Below are 21,254 nucleotides of genomic sequence, written 5' to 3'. Positions count from 1 at the left end.
AGGCGCCATGAGTCTTCCACGCTGGGTAATGATCAACCGAGCATCCGAACTCACCGGCTACAGCGAAGACGCCATACGCCACAAAGTGAAAAACGGGACCTGGGCACAGGGCCGAATCTGGCGCAAAACACCAGACGGCCGTATCGCAATCAACATGACGGAGTACGACAAGTGGGCCGAGAGCGCACCGCAGGAAGCGGCCTAGAAGCCGAGCTGGCCAAGCATAAAGGGCTGGAGATACACGGCGGCTATATACGCATTGTGTTTATGTGGCGGCGAATTCGCTGCCGCGAATCACTTGGCCTCCCTGTCACTAAAGCCAACATCAAACACGCTGCCCTACTTCGCGCGGCGATCACCCACGAAATCAAGACAGGCCGCTTTGATTACAGCCGCCACTTTCCCAACTCGAAGAATGCGATCAGCTACAGCAATGTAAAGGACGAGCGCCTTGCCGCACTAATGGCCCGCTACAAACCGTTGAAGGCTGTCGACCTCACGCCGATGACCGAAGAGAAGTACGGCTATGCGCTCGACATTTGTACCGAACTGCTTGGGCCAGACCGTTTGGCTGGAATTCTCCTGCCCGAAGACATTCAGCGGCTCAGGACACAACTGATCGCCACCCGGGCACCATCGACCGCAAATCATTACCTGGCTACGTTCGCTGGATTTTTGGGGTGGTGTGAAAACAACAGCTATTGCCGAAAAGGTCTATCCGCAGCATGCACACGATTTGCGATGACCGATCGCGAACCAGATCCATTGACCAAAACCGAGTTCGAACAACTACTCAGCAAGGGCTGCCTACACGCACAGGATTCCGCTGCGATCACACTCGCTGTCTACACCGGCCTTCGCCCAGGTGAGTTGTGCGCGTTAGCCGTTGAGGATGTAAATTTGAATGCTGGCCAGATTAACATCACTAGGGCGATCACGGCGGACGGAACATTCAAAGTTCCGAAAACTGGGAAGCCTCGGTCGGTCCTTCTAATGCCACCAGCAGTTGAAGCCTGCAAAACACTCATGGGCCTGGTGGCCGACCACACACCGCGAGCGGTCGAAGTGTTTATGAACCGCCACGAAAGCCGCATCGAAACTATAACCCCACTGCTATCTCCAACAACGCAAGCCCGAAAGAGAGTCATAAATCATTGGTATATTCCAACTTCTTGGAACACGAAGTGGTCAGCCATTCAAAAACGTTCGGGAATTCGCCCTCGCCGCCCGTACCAAACTAGACATACCTACGCCTGCTGGTGCCTAACAGCGCGCGGTAGTCTAGCGTTCATTGCGAAGCAGATGGGCCATATTGACTTCACCATGCTTGTCCAGGTCTATGCAAAATGGATGGATGACGAGTCGTCTATGGAGCTTTCACGCATATGGAAGATGTTGGATGTAGCCCCTCCGCCGTAAGCACACATCAGACCACACTATTTATTAGCCGTTGCGATTTCATTGCGGACTGTAGTCCGCCATGATCCTGTCTATCGTGCGCTCAAAGAAAGGTACAGACGGGACGGCGGCATAGAACCCATATTTCAAAGCCCCCCCAAACTCCGCCCATTCATTCCGCACAGCATTCATCATATCTTTCGCACCGCTATGTAGTTGCGCAACACGCGAAATCTCGGCGGCCCTTCTTTTCTTATTGACAGCCTCAAAGACCCTAACAAACGAATTAAACAAGTCGTGCCCACGCACAAACAGGTAAGCATTGCTTTCATCCACCAACTCGCCGGACACGGCATCTACAAAAATAGAATAAAGCTGCTCAACCCCACGCTCATAAATATTCAGCAGAAGCCCTGTGTTAATATCTGCAAGCGTGACTTTAAACTCAGAAAACACCTGTGAATCTTCAATGGTGGTCTCCAAATCCATGGCACCAACACGCGCAATCGACGCTAAAAACTCTCTTTTGAAATCACCAACAACATCAAAGCCAAAACTGTCCAGGCTAAACGCCAACAACAGTACAGTGTTATAAACAGCAGCACTCAGCTTGGCCAAAAGCTGAGAAGGACAATAGGTTAGATCTCGTATCGAGCAAGCGGCGACTGCTTCAAAAACTCGATCAGCATGCGCTCCGTGGAGAATTACATTCTCAATCGAATATACATTCGTATAATAGATATGCTCTTCCGCGAAAACCCCTCCGGCACGGTAAATCCCCGACAGAAAGCGCTCATCACTATCCAAACAAAAAATGAGATTAGGACCTAGAATCAAGTCACCAATGGCCCTAATGGATAGTAAACGAGTACACCCGTTGGCTTTTTTTCCATCCGACGCCGTGGCTTCGTCCGCAATTTTAACATCGAACTGAACACCTTCGATCTTGGGAAGGCATGCCCCCCAAAATCTCTTATCTTCCCGTGATTCAACCCACACCAAAACAGTGCTACGATCAGAACCATCGATATTGAAAAACTGTGCTTTTTGGATATCAATGGAGCTTACAACAAAGCCATACTCAGAGTCCGACAGCATTTCAAATCGCCTCCGCCACCAACTTTGCCATATTGATAACTTGCTCGGAACCGGTATTCATAACCAAGAAAGGCGAGTGAGTTGCAACAAGAAACTGGCAGGTTGGTGCTAACGCAAGCAGCCCCGGCAAAATCATCTTTTGCCATTCCATATGCAGCGAAAGATCAGGCTCATCCAGAACAAATATCGCACCATCGCGATTTAGAAACACGATAAGGAAAAGTGCTAAAAGTGTCTTCTCCCCTCTCGAAAGTGCCGGCCATGGGATTAGCTGCCCATCCTTCAACTCTACGTTTAGTGAACCTTCAACATAAACAAGCCTGCGCGAGGTAAGGGCAAATATCTTATTAATCTCAACAAACATTTGATGATGAGAGAAGATACTTGAGTCATCCTCAACCACTTGACTACCGTCCAACTTCGAAACAACGTACCGCCTAACATCCTTTATGTTACTTTCTTCCAATTTACTTATTTTTTTTGAAGACAAATATTCAGAAACGTACTTATCAATATCATCTTCAACCCCAGCCTTTACCGCCTGAGTAGAAACAAACTCTTTTATCAGCACATACAAGGTTTTATTTAAATCACCTTCCACATCGTCCTTTTCAAATACGGCCTCATCCTCCGACCTTTTAACTCCAAATACGACTTTCTCATTAATAAATCCAACAACTTTAACCGTATCTACGAATTTTTTAGAATCCCCCCCAGGCGGGGACTTTAAAAACAACGCACAATACACTCCCGTATCATCATCACTACTTTTAGATGAATACGAACTATTCGAGCGATTTGGTATTGCAGCCTTGATAAGCTTTTCATACATAACCTTTGCAGGCTGCTCACCCTTTAATAACTTTTCAACATTAGCCTCATAGCCCTTCTTCTTTGGCCGACCATTCGAATCTATCTTTGCACCACGAAATACATACCCGCCTTCGAACTCAAGCTGCATCAGCCAATCTTCAGAGCCATCGTTATAATCAACATCTCTTGCAAGCGTCAACAACTCAACAATCGCACCCAAAACACGTGACTTACCGACACCATTGAACCCTGTCAACACAAGAATATTGCAATCATCTTTTAGCGGAATGACAATTTCTCGCGCTGCAGTTGGCATATTAAATATCGAAATTTTTTGCAGACGGTTCAATTATCACCCCTATTTTCAAAACGTAGCCAACAATAGCAAGCTGTGACTGACGTTTAACACTAACGCAGCGGGAAAATATATCACCTAGCTGAAAAATACGTAAGAGTCTATAAATTTTCTTTGGCCTGCCTTTTGAGTAGGTCAACGGAGCGTGCTTCACGAAGAACTTTGCGTGATCACATCCATAACGCCCCCTATGACAAACCTCATGAACAGCCCCCGCCTGATCAGAAACGATTTTGACACGTCATTCTAGATAGATAGTGCCGGAGAAAAGTCTGCTGGACTCCGCATGAGCAATATTAGCAATCATGCTAGGCTTAACCACCGACGCTGTAGATCGTAGTGCAGCCTACACCTAGTGATCGCAGCACAAGGGTAAGATGGCTGCCTCGGCTCATTTCTGCGTAAGCCCAAAAGCAGAGAGTGAAACGCCCCATTTCTGCCCCAGCCATTTTGACGACACCATCTAACCTACTGATGAATAAAGCAATTTCAGACCTATCCTCCCACACCCCGATGATGCAGCAGTACTGGCGCCTGAAAAACCAGCACCCGGACCAGCTGATGTTCTACCGCATGGGCGACTTCTACGAGATCTTCTATGAAGACGCGAAGAAGGCCGCCAAGTTGCTGGACATCACCCTGACGGCCCGTGGGCAGTCGGCTGGCCAGGCGATTCCGATGTGCGGTATTCCTTACCACGCCGCCGAGGGTTACCTGGCGAAACTGGTGAAGCTTGGCGAATCGGTGGTGATCTGCGAGCAGGTCGGCGACCCGGCCACCAGCAAAGGGCCGGTGGAGCGGCAGGTGGTGCGCATCATCACGCCGGGGACGGTGAGTGACGAGGCGCTGCTGGACGAGCGTCGGGACAACCTGATCGCCGCCGTCCTGGGCGATGAGCGCCTGTTCGGCCTGGCGGTGCTGGACATCACCAGTGGCAACTTCAGCGTGCTGGAAATCAAGGGCTGGGAAAACCTGTTGGCGGAACTGGAGCGGGTCAACCCGGTGGAACTGCTGATCCCGGATGACTGGCCCAAGGATCTGCCGGCGGAAAAACGCCGCGGCGTGCGTCGCCGTGCGCCGTGGGATTTCGAACGCGATTCGGCGCTCAAAAGCCTGTGCCAGCAATTCTCGACCCAGGATCTCAAAGGCTTTGGCTGCGAAAACCTGACCCTGGCCATCGGTGCCGCCGGTTGCCTGCTGGCCTACGCCAAGGAAACCCAGCGCACCGCCCTGCCCCATTTGCGCAGCCTGCGTCATGAGCGCCTGGACGACACCGTGGTGCTCGATGGCGCCAGCCGTCGCAACCTGGAGCTCGACACCAACCTGGCCGGGGGCCGCGACAACACCCTGCAATCGGTGGTGGACCGTTGCCAGACCGCCATGGGCAGCCGCCTGCTGACCCGCTGGTTGAATCGCCCGTTGCGCGACTTGACGGTGCTGCTGGCGCGTCAGACTTCGATCACTTGCCTGCTCGACGGTTACCGTTTCGAAAGACTGCAACCGCAGCTCAAGGAAATCGGTGACATCGAGCGGATTCTTGCGCGGATCGGCCTGCGCAATGCCCGCCCGCGCGACCTCGCCCGTTTGCGTGACGCCCTCGGCGCACTGCCCGAGCTGCAAGTGGCAATGACGGAACTCGAAGCCCCGCACCTCCAGCAACTCGCCACCATCACCAGCACCTACCCGGAACTGGCAGCACTCCTGGAAAAGGCCATCATCGACAACCCGCCCGCGGTCATTCGTGACGGTGGCGTGCTGAAAACCGGCTACGACAGCGAACTCGACGAACTGCAGTCGCTGAGCGAAAACGCCGGGCAATTCCTGATCGACCTTGAGGCACGGGAGAAGGCCCGCACCGGTCTGTCGCACCTGAAGGTCGGTTACAACCGCATCCACGGTTATTTCATCGAGCTGCCAAGCAAACAGGCGGAATCGGCACCGGCCGACTATATTCGCCGCCAGACGCTCAAAGGCGCCGAGCGCTTCATTACCCCGGAACTCAAGGCGTTCGAAGACAAGGCATTATCGGCCAAGAGCCGTGCCCTGGCGCGCGAGAAGATGCTTTACGAAGCGCTGCTCGAAGACCTGATCGCCCAGCTGCCACCCTTGCAGGACACCGCCGGCGCCCTGGCCGAGCTGGACGTCTTGAGCAACCTGGCCGAGCGTGCGCTGAACCTCGACCTGAACTGCCCGCGATTCGTCAGCGAACCGTGCATGCGCATCAGCCAGGGTCGTCACCCGGTGGTCGAACAAGTGCTGACCACGCCGTTCGTGGCCAACGACCTGAGCCTGGACGACAATACCCGCATGCTGGTGATCACCGGTCCGAACATGGGCGGTAAATCCACCTACATGCGTCAGACCGCCTTGATCGTGCTGCTGGCGCACATCGGCAGCTTCGTGCCGGCAGCCAGTTGCGAATTGTCGCTGGTCGACCGCATCTTCACCCGGATCGGCTCCAGCGATGACCTGGCCGGCGGGCGTTCGACCTTCATGGTGGAAATGAGCGAAACCGCAAACATTCTGCACAACGCCACCGAGCGCAGCCTGGTGCTGATGGACGAAGTCGGGCGCGGCACCAGCACCTTCGACGGCCTGTCCCTGGCATGGGCGGCAGCCGAACGCCTGGCGCATCTGCGTGCCTACACGCTGTTCGCCACCCACTACTTTGAACTGACCGTCCTGCCGGAAGCCCAGCCGCTGGTGGCAAACGTGCACCTCAATGCCACCGAGCACAATGAACGCATCGTGTTCCTGCACCACGTGCTGCCCGGACCTGCCAGCCAGAGTTATGGCCTGGCCGTTGCGCAGCTGGCGGGCGTGCCGAGTGAAGTCATCACCCGCGCCCGTGAGCATTTGAGCCGCCTGGAGGACACCGCCCTGCCCCATGAAACACCTGCACCGGCCAAAGGCAAACCGGCTGCGCCGCAGCAAAGCGACCTGTTTGCCAGCTTGCCGCACCCGGTACTGGATGACCTGGCCAAGCTCGATCTGGACGACATGACACCACGTCGTGCTCTCGAAATGCTCTATACACTAAAGACACGGATCTAACGCAGCGGCTTGCAAGCTGTTAGAATCTCGCGCGGTTTGGGATGCTGCTGGCTAATAGCCTGGCCAGCAGACTATCGCTCCCGAACCTGGCGACCCCTACGAAAAGGGGCGCAGCAAGCCGCGCCTGAGGAGAAAATTAGAAATGACCTTCGTCGTCACCGACAACTGCATCAAGTGCAAGTACACCGACTGCGTAGAAGTCTGTCCGGTGGACTGCTTTTACGAAGGCCCGAATTTCCTGGTGATCCACCCGGATGAGTGCATCGATTGCGCGCTGTGCGAACCTGAATGCCCTGCTGTTGCCATCTTCTCCGAAGATGAAGTTCCGGCCGGCATGGAAAACTTTATTCAGCTGAACGCTGAGTTGGCCGATATCTGGCCTAACATCACTGAACGTAAAGATCCGCTGCCAGATTCCGCTGAATGGGATGGCAAGCCAGGCAAGATCGAACACCTCGAACGCTGATTACCCCCGCGTTCCCGAAAAAGGCCCCACAAGGGCCTTTTTGCTTTTCTGCAGGCAAAAAAAGGGGCGGTTTGACCCGCCCACATTTTTCCCTATTCCCTGTGTTCCTTTTCATCGTCCTGATGAATCGCGTCCTGCGATGTCCATTTCCTTCATCCATGAAGGACGTGTCTGTCCGTCGACACAACCTGAATATTAGAGTTTTCCCCTCGGAGATCAACCGCCCCTTGGCGCGAATTCCAACTGTCACACATCATTAATAATAATAAATATCTATATGAATCAAAAAGATAGAGACAAACAGCGTTCAACATAGACGACTGCCAGAGTGTAAAAATAACGAACACTTACGCAAGAGTAAGCCAAGGCTTACAGCACGAAACCAAAATCCCAGGGGGGATTCGATCCCCAGGCCAGACAATAAAAAACCCCGAGCCGGTCGGGGTTTTTTATGCCATCGCAGTGAGCGCCTTATTGGAACAGCGACTCGCTCGACAGACCATTTTTTTCAAGGATCTCGCGCAGCCGCTTCAAGCCTTCGACCTGAATCTGCCTGACCCGCTCACGGGTCAGGCCGATTTCCAGGCCTACGTCTTCAAGGGTGCTGCTTTCATGACCGCGCAGGCCGAAGCGGCGTACTACCACTTCGCGTTGCTTGTCGGTCAGCTCCGAGAGCCATTGATCGATGCTCTGGGACAGGTCGTCGTCCTGCAACAGTTCGCATGGATCGGTTGGACGGTCGTCAGTCAGGGTATCAAGCAGGGTTTTATCCGAGTCCGGACCCAGCGAGACGTCGACCGAGGAAACCCGCTCGTTCAGGCCGAGCATACGCTTGACCTCTCCTACCGGCTTTTCCAGCAGGTTGGCGATTTCTTCGGGTGAGGGTTCATGGTCGAGTTTTTGCGTCAACTCCCGCGCGGCCCGCAGGTACACATTCAGCTCTTTGACCACATGGATCGGCAACCGGATGGTCCGGGTCTGATTCATGATTGCGCGTTCGATGGTCTGGCGAATCCACCAGGTCGCGTAGGTCGAGAAGCGGAAACCGCGTTCCGGATCGAACTTCTCCACCGCCCGGATCAAGCCGAGGTTGCCCTCTTCGATCAGGTCCAGCAGCGACAACCCACGATTGACGTAGCGTCGGGCGATTTTCACCACCAGCCGCAGGTTACTTTCAATCATGCGTTTGCGCCCGGCCGGATCGCCACTTTGCGACAGGCGCGCAAAATGAACTTCTTCTTCGGGTGACAGCAGGGGAGAGAAACCAATTTCATTGAGATACAGCTGCGTGGCATCTAGTGCCCGCGTGTAGTCAATGTACTTGTGTTGTTTCAACGATGCGGAGTGTTTGGATTTGGCACGAACGGAAGGTGGAGCCGCCCCTTCATCATTCGACATCGAATCCATATCGATGCTGCTCTCCATAAGGAGAACCTCATCGTCGATGTCAAACTCCGGCACTTCTTTACTGAGAGCCATTGTTATAGTCCTTTGGTGAGTTCGACCTCAAGCTCAAGCGGCGCCTTTCTCCCTGGCAACGCTGGAGCCTGTTCCCCTCTACGCGACGGAACAGGCTGGTAAGCGATCAACGACGTGGCAGGAATTGCAGCGGATCTACAGGTTTACCCTGGCGGCGAATCTCAAAATGCAGTTTCACCCGGTCTGTACCCGTTGACCCCATTTCGGCAATTGTCTGTCCGACCTTGACCTGCTGCCCCTCCCGAACCAAAAGCCTGCGGTTATGTCCGTAGGCACTGACGTAGGTTTCACTGTGTTTGATGATCACTAATTCGCCGTAGCCCCTTAAGCCACTCCCGGCATACACCACCGTCCCATCAGACGCAGCTAAAACAGGCTGTCCCAAATCTCCGGCGATATCAATTCCTTTATTCAAACTACCGTTTGAAGAGAATTTCCCGATAAGAATGCCATTAGATGGCCATCCCCAGCCGGTCGGGGCTGGCCCGGGAGGGGGCAATGGAGCCGGTTCAGGCTTGTTCGCGACGGACGGTACAATCGTTGTCGTGCTGGTGGTCGCACCGTTTACCGGACGACGGATGACCGTGGTTTTACTCGACGACGAAGGTGTTGAACTGGACGAACTGACCACCGTCGTCGACGTTGAATCGGTGCGACCATCAAAGCGAATCGTCTGACCCGGATGAATGGTGTAGGGCGCAGGAATGTTATTGCGTGCCGCCAGAGCCTTATAGTCCCAACCGTAACGAAAGGCGATGGAGAACAGGGTGTCCTTGGGCCGAACGACGTATTGTCCGGTGGTCACGACCGGGCGCTGAGGCGCGGCATTGTTGCGTTCCAAGACACGAACATCGCTGGATTTGTTGCTGGAACAACCGACCAGCAAGGTGCTCAAGACAAGGCCAGTCACCAGGCGCTGAAAGCTCGTTTTACTCATTCGCTGCGCAATGACTGTGAGACTCACCCGCCGCTCCCTCTGTGGTGGCTGAAAATGTGAAATGCCGGAGTCCGGCAATGAACTGTCGCAAGTATAACGGGCCGTGCACGCTGTACCTTTAATGTAGCGAATCGGTGTCGCGCACACGTTTGCTGCCTGACGATGAATCCCGTTTAACCGCACGATGCCGCTGTAAGACAAAGGCAATCGCAGAGAATTCAGCGTGCCGAAACAAATGCTCAGGCCAGTGGCCCATTGAGCAATGGCACGAAGCGCACAGCCCCCAGAACATGCCTGGAAAAACCCTGTTCCTCGCGAATGATCAGCATCAATTGCTGAACTTCCCCGGACCCGACAGGGATCACCATTCGGCCTCCCGGTGCCAACTGGTCAAGCAATGCCTGGGGCACATCGGTCGCCACTGCAGTGACGATAATCCCGTTGTACGGCGCCAGTGCCGGCCAGCCCTCCCAGCCATCGCCCCAGCGGAACACCACGTTGCGCAGGTTCAGTTCGACCAGACGTTCCTTCGCACGATCCTGCAAAACCTTGATGCGCTCGACCGAGAACACACGCTCGACGAGTTGCGACAGCACCGCCGTCTGATAACCCGAGCCCGTGCCGATCTCCAGCACCTTGTCGAGGGGACCTGCCTCCAGCAGCAGCTCGCTCATGCGCGCCACCATATACGGCTGGGAGATAGTCTGGTTATTGCCGATCGGCAGCGCTGTGTCTTCATAAGCACGATGCGCCAGCGCTTCGTCGACGAACAGGTGGCGCGGGGTCCGGCGAATGACCTCCAGCACCCTGGCGTTGGAGATGCCTTCTTCGTACAGACGCTGGATCAGCCGCTCCCGGGTTCGCTGGGAAGTCATGCCAATGCCGCGACGCAGCATATCGTCTTGTTCGCGACCCATCAGCGCAGACCCTCCAGCCAGCCGTCCAGACTTCTGAAGGCATCATTGAAGGTGCGATCCAGTTGCAACGGCGTGATCGAAACATAACCCTGCATCACCGCATGGAAATCGGTACCCGGGCCACCGTCCTCGGCATCCCCGGCCGCCGCGATCCAGTAACCGGACTTGCCCCGCGGATCCACCACTTTCATCGGTGCCGCGGCACGGGCGCGATGACCCAGGCGGGTCAGCTGGATACCGCGGATATGGTCCAGCGGCAAATTGGGAATGTTCACGTTCAGTACCGTACGCGGTGGCAGAACCAGGTCAGCATGGGCTTCGACCAGTTTGCGCGCGAAATAGGCAGCTGTGGGAAGGTTCTCTACCTGACGTGAGACCAGAGAAAAAGCAAACGAAGGGTGTTTCAGGAAACGCCCCTCAAGGGCCGCCGCCACCGTACCGGAATACAGGACATCGTCCCCCAGGTTCGCGCCCAGGTTGATACCGGAAACCACCATGTCCGCTTCGCGCTCCAGCAGGCCGTTGAGGCCCAGGTGCACGCAATCGGTGGGTGTGCCGTTGAGGCTGATAAAGCCGTTGGCCAGGGTTTGCGGGTGCAACGGACGGTCCAGCGTCAGCGAACTGCTGGCGCCGCTTTTGTCCTGGTCCGGGGCGATAACCACGCATTCGGTGTAATCCGCCAGCGCAGCATAAAGCGCGGCGAGACCGGGTGCGGTTACCCCATCGTCGTTAGAAATCAGAATACGCATGGGCTGTCCGTCTGCCCCACCGGCACCAGATCAACAAGCTCACGCACCAATACGGTGGCGAAGCATCCGGCCGGCAGGATGAATTCCAGTTGGAGAATGTCCAGCGAGGGATAATGCCACGTCAGCCCGCCAATGGGCAGCCGCAGGATGCGACGTTCGTGGCTCATACCGGCGTTGATCAACCAGTCACGCAAATCCGCTTCGCGTGCGGCGATGGCCTGCTCCAGTTCATGGACAACGCCCGTGGCCGGCGAGTCACCTTCGCCCCACTGCGGACCGGTCGGGTGCAGATCGAGAATCGCCAGGCGCGGGTCGCTGCACTCAGCCTCACCTGCCGGGAAAAAGCTGCGGCTGTCGGTGAACGCCAGCAGATCTCCCACCTGGGCACGCTGCCAGGTGCCATCGGCGACACGTGCGGCCAGCACCTGATTGAACAGAAAACTGCGCGCCGTGGAGAGCAGACGCGAGCGCACGTTGCGCTGCTCCGGCAAGGCCTTGCGCGCGGCCCAGGCGCGAGCATCGACGACGTTACCGCCGTCATGACCGAAACGCTGAGCGCCGAAATAATTGGGGATGCCTTGTTTGGCGATCAGTTGCAGACGCTCTTCAAGCGCAGCCTTGTCGCCGGCGAATTGCGTCAGGCGCAATGTAAAACCGTTGGCCGAGTGGGCGCCGCGTTGCAGTTTGCGCTTGTGGCGGGTGGTCTTGAGGATCTTCAGCGTATCGTTTTCCGCGGCCGACAGATCAGGGTCTGCCTTGCCCGGCAATTGCACGCTGAACCACTGGCGAGTCAACGCCTGACGATCCTTGAGCCCGGCATAGCTGACTGTGCGCAATGGCACACCTGCTGCCTTGGCAATCCGCCGTGCCGCTTCTTCTGTGTTCAGACCGCGCTTTTCCACCCAGATCCACAAGTGTTCGCCTTCGCCACTCAGGGGGATGTCGAGGACTTCGTCGACCTGGAAATCTTCCGCGATCGCTTTCAGGACCGCCGTGCCGAGGGCTTCACCGTAAGCCCGCGGGCCGAGCAATTGCAGTTCGTTCATGCGCGCAGCAACAAGGCAACGGAGTGCACGGCAATGCCTTCTTCGCGACCGACAAAGCCGAGCTTTTCGGTGGTGGTAGCTTTCACGTTCACTTGATCCAACTCTACTTGAAGATCCGCGGCAATCAGCGCGCGCATCGATTCGATATGCGGGGCCATTTTCGGCGCCTGGGCGACGATGGTGTTATCGACGTTGCCGACTTTCCAGCCTTTGGCATGGACCAGTGCGACGACGTGACGCAACAGCGCACGGCTGTCGGCGCCCTTGAATTGCGGGTCGGTATCCGGGAAATGCTTGCCGATGTCGCCCAGCGCCGCGGCGCCGAGCAAGGCATCGCTCAAGGCGTGCAAGAGGACGTCACCGTCAGAGTGAGCGAGCAACCCGAAGCTGTGTGCAATGCGCACGCCGCCCAGAGTGATGAAATCGCCTTCAGCGAAACGGTGCACATCATAGCCGTGGCCAATACGCATAAAAAAACGCCCCGATTTTTGTCAGGGCGTGATTCTACCTGCATTAGGCACCTAGAGCATGCGCGTGATGCCGTAAGTGCTCATCGATGAAACTGGCGATGAAGAAATAGCTGTGGTCATAGCCCGGTTGCAGACGCAACGTCAGCGCATGACCCGCCAGTTTAGTCGCCTGTTGCAAGGCGTCCGGCTTGAGTTGGTTGGCGAGGAAATCGTCGCGATCGCCTTGGTCGACCAGCAGCGGCAGCTTTTCATCGGCCTCGGCAATCAACGCGCAAGCATCCCATTCGCGCCATTTCGAACGGTCTTCTCCCAGATAGCGGGAGAAAGCTTTCTGCCCCCACGGGCAATCCATCGGATTGTTGATGGGCGAGAACGCCGATACCGACAAATAGCGCCCCGGATTGCGCAAGGCACAGACCAGCGCACCGTGGCCACCCATGGAATGGCCGCTGATACCGCGTTTGTCCGACGCCGGGAAATGGGCCTCGACCAATGCCGGCAATTCCTGCACGACATAGTCATGCATCCGATAGTGTCGCGACCACGGTTCCTGGGTGGCATTCAGATAAAACCCGGCGCCGAGGCCGAAGTCCCAGGCGCCATCCGGGTCGCCCGGCACATCAGGACCGCGCGGGCTGGTGTCCGGTGCGACGATGATCAGCCCCAGTTCGGCGGCCATGCGCATGGCGCCGGCCTTTTGCATGAAGTTCTCGTCGGTGCAGGTCAGGCCGGACAACCAGTACAACACCGGCAGCTTGCCACCCTGCTCCGCCTGCGGTGGCAGGTAGACGGCGAACACCATGTCGCAGCCGAGCACTTCCGAGCGATGGCGATAGCGCTTGTGCCAGCCGCCAAAACTTTTCTGGCAGGAGATATTTTCCAGGCTCATGACAGACCTCAGAAATGAATGACGGAGCGGATGCTTTTTCCTTCATGCATCAGGTCAAACGCCTTGTTGATATCTTCCAGGCCCATGGTGTGGGTGATGAAGGTATCCAGCGGAATCTCACCGGTCTCGGCCATTTCCACATAGCTCGGCAACTCGGTACGGCCGCGCACGCCGCCGAACGCCGAACCGCGCCAGACGCGGCCGGTGACCAGCTGGAATGGACGGGTCGAGATTTCCTGCCCGGCACCGGCAACGCCGATGATGACCGACTCGCCCCAGCCCTTGTGGCAGCACTCCAGCGCCGCGCGCATCAGCTGCACATTGCCGATGCACTCGAAGGAAAAATCGACGCCGCCATCGGTCATGTCGACGATGACTTCCTGGATCGGACGATCGAAGTCTTTCGGGTTCACGCAGTCGGTTGCACCCAACTGTTTGGCGATTTCGAATTTCGCCGGGTTGATGTCGATGGCGATGATGCGAGCTGCCTTGGCTTTTACGGCGCCGATGACAGCCGACAGACCGATGCCGCCGAGGCCGAAAATGGCCACGGTATCACCCGGTTTCACCTTGGCAGTGTTGAGCACCGCACCGATGCCGGTGGTGACGCCGCAGCCGAGCAGGCAGACTTTTTCCAGTGGCGCTTCTTTAGGAATCTTGGCGACGGATATTTCTGGCAGCACGGTGTACTCGGAAAAAGTCGAGGTGCCCATGTAATGGAAAATCGTTTCGCCCTTGTAGGAAAAACGCGAAGTGCCATCCGGCATCAGGCCTTTACCCTGGGTCGCGCGAATCGCCTGGCAGAGGTTGGTTTTGCCCGACAGACAGAATTTGCACTTGCCGCATTCCGGGGTGTACAGCGGGATCACATGGTCGCCCACCGCAAGGGAAGTCACTCCCTCGCCAATCGCTTCCACGATCGCACCGCCTTCATGGCCGAGGATCGACGGGAAGATGCCTTCCGGATCAGCGCCAGACAGTGTGTAGGCATCGGTGTGGCAGACACCGGAGGCCACCACGCGCAGCAATACTTCACCGGCCTTGGGCATGGCGACATCGACTTCAACGATTTCGAGGGGCTTCTTGGCCTCGAAGGCAACGGCGGCGCGCGACTTGATCATGGTGACTCTCCAGTGAAGAAAACGAGACAGGGAGTGTAATACAGCGCCTTACAGTGAATAATCCGGACAAAAGCAAAACATTATTGCTGCACAGGGATAATCATCCATGTCCGAAAACCGCTGGGAAGGAATCGACGAATTTGTCGCGGTGGCCGAATGCAGCCAGTTTACCGCTGCCGCGGAACGCCTCGGGGTTTCTTCCTCCCATATCAGTCGACAAATCGTACGCCTCGAAGAGCGCCTGCAAACCCGCTTGCTCTATCGCAGTACCCGCCGGGTCACGCTGACCGAAGCCGGACAAACCTTCCTGCAACATTGCCAACGCTTGCAGGATGGACGTGAAGAGGCGTTGCGCGCAGTCGGCGACTTGACCAGCGAGCCCAAAGGCATGCTGCGCATGACCTGCGCCGTGGCTTACGGTGAGCGCTTCATCGTGCCGCTGGTGACCCGCTTCATGGGGCTATATCCGCAACTGCGTATCGACATCGAACTGACCAATCGCCAGCTTGACTTGGTGCACGAAGGCCTCGATCTGGCGATCCGTCTCGGGCGTTTGCAAGATTCGCGACTGGTCGCCACCCGCCTCGCGCCACGGCGTATGTTTCTCTGCGCATCGCCGTCCTACCTTGAGCGCTACGGTCGCCCGCACAGTCTGTCGGAACTGAGCCGCCACAACTGCCTCATCGGCAGCTCGGACTTATGGCAACTGGAGCAGAACGGGCGGGAATTTTCCCAACGGGTGCAGGGAAACTGGCGCTGCAACAGTGGGCAAGCGGTGCTGGATGCCGCGCTACAAGGCGTAGGGCTGTGTCAGTTGCCGGACTATTACGTGCTGGAGCATTTGAATAGCGGCGCGTTGATTTCGTTGCTGGAGGCACATCAACCACCGAACACGGCGGTTTGGGCGCTGTATCCGCAGCAGCGGCATTTGTCGCCGAAGGTGCGCAAGTTGGTGGATTTTTTGAAGGAGGGGTTGGCTGAAAGGCCGGAGTATCGAAGCTAGGAAGGTGCCGGTGTGTCAGCAGGATGGCGGTTGTCAGTACTACCGTAATCGCGAGCAAGCTCGCTCCCACAGGGTTTGCTGGCGTTCACAAGATTTGTGTTCGTCCCCGCCCAATGTGGGAGGGAGCTTGCTCGCGATTGGGGGCAGCACAAAACCAAAGTCAATCAGTGACGATTGGCCCAACGCTGTCTCAACCATTCAAGGTCTTCAGGACGCGTGACCTTGAGGTTGTCGGACCGCCCTTCGATCAGGCGTGGGGCCGAACCGGCCCACTCCATCGCCGAAGCTTCGTCAGTGATAACGGCATCGGCCACCAGACTGTCCGCCAAAGCCCGATGCAACGCCCCAAGGCGAAACATCTGCGGCGTGTAGGCCTGCCAGATCACACTGCGATCCACGGTTTCGACCACGCGACCGTGCTTGTCGACTCGCTTGAGCGTATCCCGAGCCGGAACCGCCAGCAGTCCGCCGACAGGATCGTCAGCCAGTTCAGCCAGCAGCTTGTCCAGATCGTCACGACTGAGGTTCGGCCGTGCGGCATCGTGAACCAGTACCCAATCCTCGTCATCAGCGCCCTGCGCATGCAGGTGCAGCAGCGCATTGAGCACCGACCCGGAACGCTCGGTGCCACCCTCGACCCGGGCAATACGCGGATCACTGGCACACGCCAGGTTCGGCCAATAAGGATCGTCAACAGCAACACTGACCACCAGACCTTTGAGGCATGGATGATCAAGGAAACAGCCAAGGCTGTGTTCGAGAATAGTGCGCCCGCCCAGTTGCAAGTATTGCTTGGGACGGTCCGCAGCCATACGGGCACCGACGCCCGCGGCAGGAATCACGGCCCAGAAGGCCGGTAACGAATTAATCATTGGGCCAACTGGTAAAGGGTTTCACCGTCCTTGACCATGCCCAATTCATGGCGAGCCCGTTCTTCAACGGTCTCCATGCCCTTTTTCAATTCACTGACTTCGGCGTCCATCACCCGGTTGCGCTCCAGCAATGCCTGGTTCTCAGCTTGCTGATCGGCAATCTGCTGAGTCAACTCGGCCACTTGCGCCAGGCTGCCATTACCCACCCACAAGCGGTACTGCAGGCCAGCCAGCAGCAGGAGCAAGACGAGGAACAACCAATTGGGACTGCGCATCGAATATCAGGTATCCAGTGAAAAAAGACAGCCATGCCAAACGTGAAGCTTCTGATAGCACGAAGCCTGGAAGAACCAGGCTTGTGCATATAAGGCATCAGATTAGTGGCAAAAACGTCGCTGTAGCGATTTTTCCGACACAATCCGGTGTCTTTTTTTATATCAACCGCGGAACTCGCTGCGACCGTTGTACTTGGCTTTGCCGTTCAACTGCTCTTCGATACGCAGCAGTTGGTTGTACTTGGAAACGCGGTCGGAACGGCACAGGGAACCGGTCTTGATCTGGCCAGCCGAGGTGCCCACGGCCAGGTCGGCAATGGTCGAATCTTCGGTTTCGCCGGAGCGGTGCGAGATCACGGCAGTGTAACCGGCGGCCTTCGCCATCTGGATGGCTTCCAGGGTTTCGGTCAGGGTGCCGATCTGGTTGAACTTGATCAGGATCGAGTTGGCGATCTTTTTGTCGATGCCTTCTTTCAGGATCTTGGTGTTGGTGACGAACAGGTCATCGCCTACCAGTTGGGTCTTCTCGCCGATCTTGTCGGTGAGGATCTTCCAGCCGGCCCAGTCGGACTCGTCCAGGCCATCTTCGATGGAGATGATCGGGTAACGCTCGGTCAGACCTTTGAGGTAATCAGCGAAACCTTCGGCGGTGAACACCTGACCTTCGCCGGACAGGTTGTACTTGCCGTCTTCGTAGAATTCGCTGGCGGCGCAGTCCAGAGCCAGGGTCACGTCGGTGCCCAGCTTGTAACCGGCGTTGGCCACGGCTTCGGAGATCACTTTCAGTGCATCTTCGTTGGACGCCAGGTTCGGTGCGAAACCACCTTCGTCACCGACGGCAGTGCTCAGGCCACGGGCCTTCAACACAGCTTTGAGGTGATGGAAAATTTCGGTGCCCATGCGCAGGCCTTCCGAGAAAGACTTGGCGCCAACCGGCTGAACCATGAATTCCTGAATGTCGACGTTGTTATCGGCGTGCTCGCCACCGTTGATGATGTTCATCATCGGAACCGGCATCGAGTAGACACCCGGGGTGCCGTTCAGGTTGGCGATGTGAGCGTACAGCGGCAGGTCCTGGTCCTGTGCTGCTGCCTTGGCCGCAGCCAGGGAAACGGCGAGGATCGCGTTGGCGCCCAGGGAACCTTTGTTTTCAGTACCGTCGAGCTTGATCATTGCCAGATCGAGCGCTTTCTGGTCGCTTGGGTCCATGCCTTTCAACAGGTCGCGGATCGGACCGTTGATGTTGGCTACTGCCTTCAGAACGCCTTTGCCCAGGTAACGGCTCTTGTCGCCATCACGCAGCTCGAGCGCTTCACGCGAGCCAGTGGAAGCACCGGACGGCGCGCAGGCACTGCCGATGATGCCGTTGTCGAGAAGCACGTCCGCTTCCACGGTGGGATTGCCACGGGAGTCGAGAACTTCACGACCTTTGATGTCGACGATTTTAGCCATTGTTGTAAACACTCCAAAGTTGACGAAAACGACGCAGCTGTAGGAAATCTTTGATCGTCGGCAAGCGAGGTGCAGCGGGCAGTCTTGCAGACGACAAGGCTCAGGCCCGAGGGCCTGGGCGTTAAATCGTGCGGTACTTTACCGGAGAATTGAGGATTACGCGGTTTCTACCGTCGGAAAACTCTTCACCAGTTCGTCCAGGGCTTTGAGCTGGGCCAGGAATGGCTCCAGTTTGTCCAGGCGCAAGGCGCAAGGACCATCGCATTTGGCGTTGTCCGGATCCGGGTGGGCTTCCAGGAACAGGCCGGCCAGGGACTGGCTCATGCCGGCTTTTGCCAGATCGAGGACCTGGGCGCGACGACCACCGGCGGAATCGGAACGACCGCCAGGCATTTGCAGCGCATGGGTCACGTCGAAGAACACCGGGTATTCAAACTGCTTCATGATGCCGAAGCCGAGCATGTCGACGACCAGGTTGTTGTAGCCGAAGCTCGAACCACGCTCGCAGAGGATCAACTGATCGTTACCGGCTTCTACGCATTTGTTCAGGATGTGTTTCATCTCCTGAGGCGCGAGGAACTGGGCTTTCTTGATGTTGATCACTGCACCGGTCTTGGCCATCGCGACCACGAGGTCGGTCTGGCGTGACAGGAAAGCTGGCAACTGGATGATGTCGCAGACTTCAGCGACGACCGCGGCCTGGTCAGGCTCGTGGACGTCGGTGATGATCGGCACGCCGAAGGCTTGCTTGATGTCCTGGAAGATGCGCATGCCCTCTTCCAGGCCAGGACCACGATAGGAGGTCACAGAAGACCGATTGGCCTTGTCGAAACTGGCCTTGAACACGTAAGGGATACCGAGCTTTTCGGTGACCTTCACATACTCTTCGCAAACCTGCATGGCCATGTCGCGGCTTTCCAGCACGTTCATGCCGCCGAACAGCACCATGGGTTTGTCGTTGGCGATCTCGATGTCGCCGACGCGGATGATCTTCTGTGCCATCGGGGTTACGCCTTCTTCTGGTGTTGAGTCAACGCTGCCTTGACGAAACCGCTGAACAGCGGGTGACCGTCACGTGGCGTCGAGGTGAACTCCGGGTGGAACTGGCAAGCGACGAACCATGGGTGATCCGGTGCTTCAACCACTTCAACCAGTGCGCCATCACCGGAACGACCGGAGATTTTCAAACCGGCTTCCATGATTTGCGGCAGCAGGTTGTTGTTCACTTCGTAGCGATGACGATGACGCTCGACAATCACGTCCTTGCCGTAGCAGCCGTGGACCAGCGAGCCCGGCTCCAGCAGGCAATCCTGCGCGCCCAGGCGCATGGTGCCGCCCAGATCCGAGGTTTCGGTACGGGTTTCAACAGCGCCGGTGGCATCTTCCCACTCGGTGATCAGACCCACGACCGGGTGACCGCTTGCACGATCGAACTCGGTGGAGTTGGCGTCTTTCCAGCCCATCACGTTACGTGCGAACTCGATGACGGCCACTTGCATGCCCAGGCAGATACCCAGGTACGGAACCTTGTTTTCGCGAGCGTATTGCACGGCGGTGATCTTGCCTTCAACGCCACGCAGACCGAAGCCGCCTGGCACCAGGATGGCGTCGACGCCTTCCAGCAACGCAGTGCCCTGGTTCTCGATGTCTTCGGAATCGATGTAGCGCAGGTTGACCTTGGTACGGTTGCTGATGCCGGCGTGACTCATCGCTTCGATCAGCGACTTGTAGGCGTCCAGCAGCTCCATGTACTTGCCGACCATCGCAATGGTGACTTCGTGCTCAGGATTGAGCTTGGCGTCGACCACGGCTTCCCACTCGGACAGATCGGCACCGCCGCATTGCAGGCCGAAACGCTCGACGACAAAATCGTCCAGGCCCTGGGAGTGCAGGATGCCCGGGATCTTGTAGATGGTGTCGGCGTCTTCCAGGCCGATCACCGCACGCTCTTCAACGTTGGTGAACTGCGCGATCTTGCGACGCGAGGAAATATCGATCGGGTGATCGGAGCGGCAGACCAGCACGTCGGGTTGCAGGCCGATGGAACGCAGCTCCTTCACCGAGTGCTGGGTTGGCTTGGTCTTGGTTTCGCCGGCAGTGGCGATGTACGGCACCAGTGTCAGGTGCATCAGCATCGCGCGCTTGGCGCCGACTTCGAAACGCAGTTGGCGGATCGCCTCGAGGAACGGTTGCGACTCGATGTCACCCACGGTGCCGCCGATCTCGACCATAGCCACGTCAGCGTCGCCCGCACCCTTGATGATGCGGCGCTTGATTTCGTCGGTGATGTGCGGGATCACCTGGATGGTTGCACCCAGGTAGTCACCACGGCGCTCTTTGCGCAGGACGTGTTCGTAGACACGGCCGGTGGTGAAGTTGTTGTTCTGGGTCATGGTCGTGCGGATGAACCGCTCGTAGTGGCCCAGGTCCAGGTCGGTCTCCGCGCCGTCGTGAGTGACGAACACTTCACCGTGCTGGAACGGGCTCATGGTGCCCGGGTCGACGTTGATGTACGGGTCCAGCTTCAGCATGGTGACCTTAAGTCCCCGCGCCTCCAGGATGGCCGCCAATGATGCCGATGCAATGCCTTTCCCCAATGAAGAAACAACACCGCCCGTGACGAATATGTAGCGCGTCATGAAAAACCCTAGAAGTCTGCGTTAAAGCGGTCCGAGCCGCCGGGGAAAGCGAAGGAAGGCCGAAGCCCCCGATCACCTGCATTAATCACAGCGCACCTTTCAAAAAAACCGCCGCGTTGGGACAGACCGGAAAATGAAACACCGGTTCGTTGCTCGCTACACATTTTTTGGAATCGCCCAGCAAAGACTGCTTGGTAATCGGCAACTCCTGCAATTCAGGC

At 56.9% G+C, this 21,254-nt stretch carries 20 protein-coding genes; 5 read left to right on the top strand and 15 right to left on the bottom strand.

What is annotated here, in order from left to right:
• Positions 1 to 7 precede the first annotated feature (7 nt).
• Both AC1DU9_RS04905 and AC1DU9_RS04900 read left to right on the top strand, forming a co-directional pair.
• Positions 8 to 205 carry a hypothetical protein gene (locus AC1DU9_RS04905; RefSeq protein ID WP_056856218.1) on the top strand — a complete coding sequence of 66 codons (198 nt, stop codon included), beginning with the start codon at positions 8 to 10 and terminating at the stop codon, positions 203 to 205.
• Positions 172 to 1,419, top strand: a complete 1,248-nt coding sequence (locus AC1DU9_RS04900) for an Arm DNA-binding domain-containing protein (protein WP_477809821.1) — start codon at positions 172 to 174, stop codon at positions 1,417 to 1,419. The genes AC1DU9_RS04905 and AC1DU9_RS04900 overlap by 34 nt, the downstream gene beginning before the upstream one ends.
• Positions 1,420 to 1,458: 39 nt before the next feature.
• Here the strand turns inward: AC1DU9_RS04900 and AC1DU9_RS04895 are convergent, their stop codons facing one another.
• Both AC1DU9_RS04895 and AC1DU9_RS04890 read right to left on the bottom strand, forming a co-directional pair.
• The gene (locus AC1DU9_RS04895) at positions 1,459 to 2,496 is read right to left on the bottom strand and encodes a DUF4435 domain-containing protein (RefSeq protein ID WP_477809820.1); all 1,038 of its coding nucleotides are present in this window, start codon (positions 2,494 to 2,496) and stop codon (positions 1,459 to 1,461) included.
• 1 nt (position 2,497) lies between these two features.
• On the bottom strand, positions 2,498 to 3,658 hold the full coding sequence (locus tag AC1DU9_RS04890; protein ID WP_477809819.1) for an AAA family ATPase: 1,161 nt from the start codon (positions 3,656 to 3,658) through the stop codon (positions 2,498 to 2,500).
• Positions 3,659 to 4,150: 492 nt separating this feature from the next.
• Here AC1DU9_RS04890 and mutS point away from each other — a divergent pair, with 492 nt between their 5' ends.
• Positions 4,151 to 6,718, top strand: a complete 2,568-nt coding sequence (mutS, locus tag AC1DU9_RS04885; RefSeq protein ID WP_477809868.1) for a DNA mismatch repair protein MutS — start codon at positions 4,151 to 4,153, stop codon at positions 6,716 to 6,718.
• A 142-nt stretch (positions 6,719 to 6,860) separates the two neighbouring features.
• Positions 6,861 to 7,184: a ferredoxin FdxA gene (gene fdxA, locus AC1DU9_RS04880; protein ID WP_223458414.1), complete on the top strand. Its 324-nt coding sequence runs from the start codon at positions 6,861 to 6,863 to the stop codon at positions 7,182 to 7,184.
• A 471-nt stretch (positions 7,185 to 7,655) separates the two neighbouring features.
• Here fdxA and rpoS read toward each other — a convergent pair whose 3' ends face one another.
• The 8 genes from rpoS to AC1DU9_RS04840 form a co-directional block, all read right to left on the bottom strand.
• Entirely contained in the window at positions 7,656 to 8,663 is a 1,008-nt protein-coding gene (gene rpoS, locus AC1DU9_RS04875; protein WP_108216679.1) for an RNA polymerase sigma factor RpoS, read from the bottom strand.
• A gap of 106 nt (positions 8,664 to 8,769) precedes the next feature.
• Entirely contained in the window at positions 8,770 to 9,627 is an 858-nt protein-coding gene (locus tag AC1DU9_RS04870) for a peptidoglycan DD-metalloendopeptidase family protein (protein WP_223458412.1), read from the bottom strand.
• A gap of 212 nt (positions 9,628 to 9,839) precedes the next feature.
• On the bottom strand, positions 9,840 to 10,475 hold the full coding sequence (locus tag AC1DU9_RS04865) for a protein-L-isoaspartate(D-aspartate) O-methyltransferase (protein ID WP_177323574.1): 636 nt from the start codon (positions 10,473 to 10,475) through the stop codon (positions 9,840 to 9,842).
• Positions 10,476 to 10,516: 41 nt separating this feature from the next.
• A complete protein-coding gene (surE, locus tag AC1DU9_RS04860; RefSeq protein WP_477809818.1) occupies positions 10,517 to 11,266 on the bottom strand; it encodes a 5'/3'-nucleotidase SurE in 750 nt (249 codons plus the stop codon).
• Positions 11,254 to 12,312 carry a tRNA pseudouridine(13) synthase TruD gene (gene truD, locus AC1DU9_RS04855; protein ID WP_223458408.1) on the bottom strand — a complete coding sequence of 353 codons (1,059 nt, stop codon included), beginning with the start codon at positions 12,310 to 12,312 and terminating at the stop codon, positions 11,254 to 11,256. Before truD ends, surE begins: the two co-directional genes overlap by 13 nt.
• Positions 12,309 to 12,782 (bottom strand): 2-C-methyl-D-erythritol 2,4-cyclodiphosphate synthase, encoded by a 474-nt coding sequence (ispF, locus tag AC1DU9_RS04850; RefSeq protein WP_007970721.1) that lies wholly within the window; start codon positions 12,780 to 12,782, stop codon positions 12,309 to 12,311. The genes truD and ispF overlap by 4 nt, the downstream gene beginning before the upstream one ends.
• Positions 12,783 to 12,825: 43 nt before the next feature.
• Positions 12,826 to 13,671 (bottom strand): S-formylglutathione hydrolase, encoded by an 846-nt coding sequence (gene fghA, locus AC1DU9_RS04845; RefSeq protein WP_223458406.1) that lies wholly within the window; start codon positions 13,669 to 13,671, stop codon positions 12,826 to 12,828.
• 8 nt (positions 13,672 to 13,679) lie between these two features.
• Positions 13,680 to 14,792 (bottom strand): S-(hydroxymethyl)glutathione dehydrogenase/class III alcohol dehydrogenase, encoded by a 1,113-nt coding sequence (locus tag AC1DU9_RS04840; protein WP_223458404.1) that lies wholly within the window; start codon positions 14,790 to 14,792, stop codon positions 13,680 to 13,682.
• A gap of 106 nt (positions 14,793 to 14,898) precedes the next feature.
• On the opposite strand from AC1DU9_RS04840, the gene AC1DU9_RS04835 reads away from it, so the two are divergent.
• Entirely contained in the window at positions 14,899 to 15,795 is an 897-nt protein-coding gene (locus AC1DU9_RS04835) for a LysR family transcriptional regulator (RefSeq protein WP_111281389.1), read from the top strand.
• A 164-nt stretch (positions 15,796 to 15,959) separates the two neighbouring features.
• On the opposite strand, the gene ispD is transcribed toward AC1DU9_RS04835, so the two are convergent.
• The 5 genes from ispD to AC1DU9_RS04810 form a co-directional block, all read right to left on the bottom strand.
• Complete coding sequence (gene ispD, locus AC1DU9_RS04830) at positions 15,960 to 16,667, bottom strand: 2-C-methyl-D-erythritol 4-phosphate cytidylyltransferase (RefSeq protein WP_223458402.1); 708 nt, start codon at positions 16,665 to 16,667, stop codon at positions 15,960 to 15,962.
• Positions 16,664 to 16,942 carry a cell division protein FtsB gene (ftsB, locus tag AC1DU9_RS04825; protein WP_007996937.1) on the bottom strand — a complete coding sequence of 93 codons (279 nt, stop codon included), beginning with the start codon at positions 16,940 to 16,942 and terminating at the stop codon, positions 16,664 to 16,666. Before ftsB ends, ispD begins: the two co-directional genes overlap by 4 nt.
• 162 nt (positions 16,943 to 17,104) lie before the next feature.
• The gene (gene eno / locus AC1DU9_RS04820) at positions 17,105 to 18,394 is read right to left on the bottom strand and encodes a phosphopyruvate hydratase (protein WP_056720952.1); all 1,290 of its coding nucleotides are present in this window, start codon (positions 18,392 to 18,394) and stop codon (positions 17,105 to 17,107) included.
• 156 nt (positions 18,395 to 18,550) lie between these two features.
• Positions 18,551 to 19,396, bottom strand: coding sequence for a 3-deoxy-8-phosphooctulonate synthase (kdsA, locus tag AC1DU9_RS04815; RefSeq protein WP_056720954.1), 846 nt, complete (start codon positions 19,394 to 19,396; stop codon positions 18,551 to 18,553).
• A gap of 5 nt (positions 19,397 to 19,401) precedes the next feature.
• Positions 19,402 to 21,033, bottom strand: coding sequence for a CTP synthase (locus AC1DU9_RS04810; protein ID WP_095943886.1), 1,632 nt, complete (start codon positions 21,031 to 21,033; stop codon positions 19,402 to 19,404).
• Positions 21,034 to 21,254 lie beyond the last annotated feature (221 nt).

It is taken from the genome of Pseudomonas sp. P4_C1, from assembly GCF_056402155.1.
The sequence above is the reverse complement of the archived record's forward strand: the minus strand, read 5'-3'. Positions and strand labels throughout refer to the sequence as shown.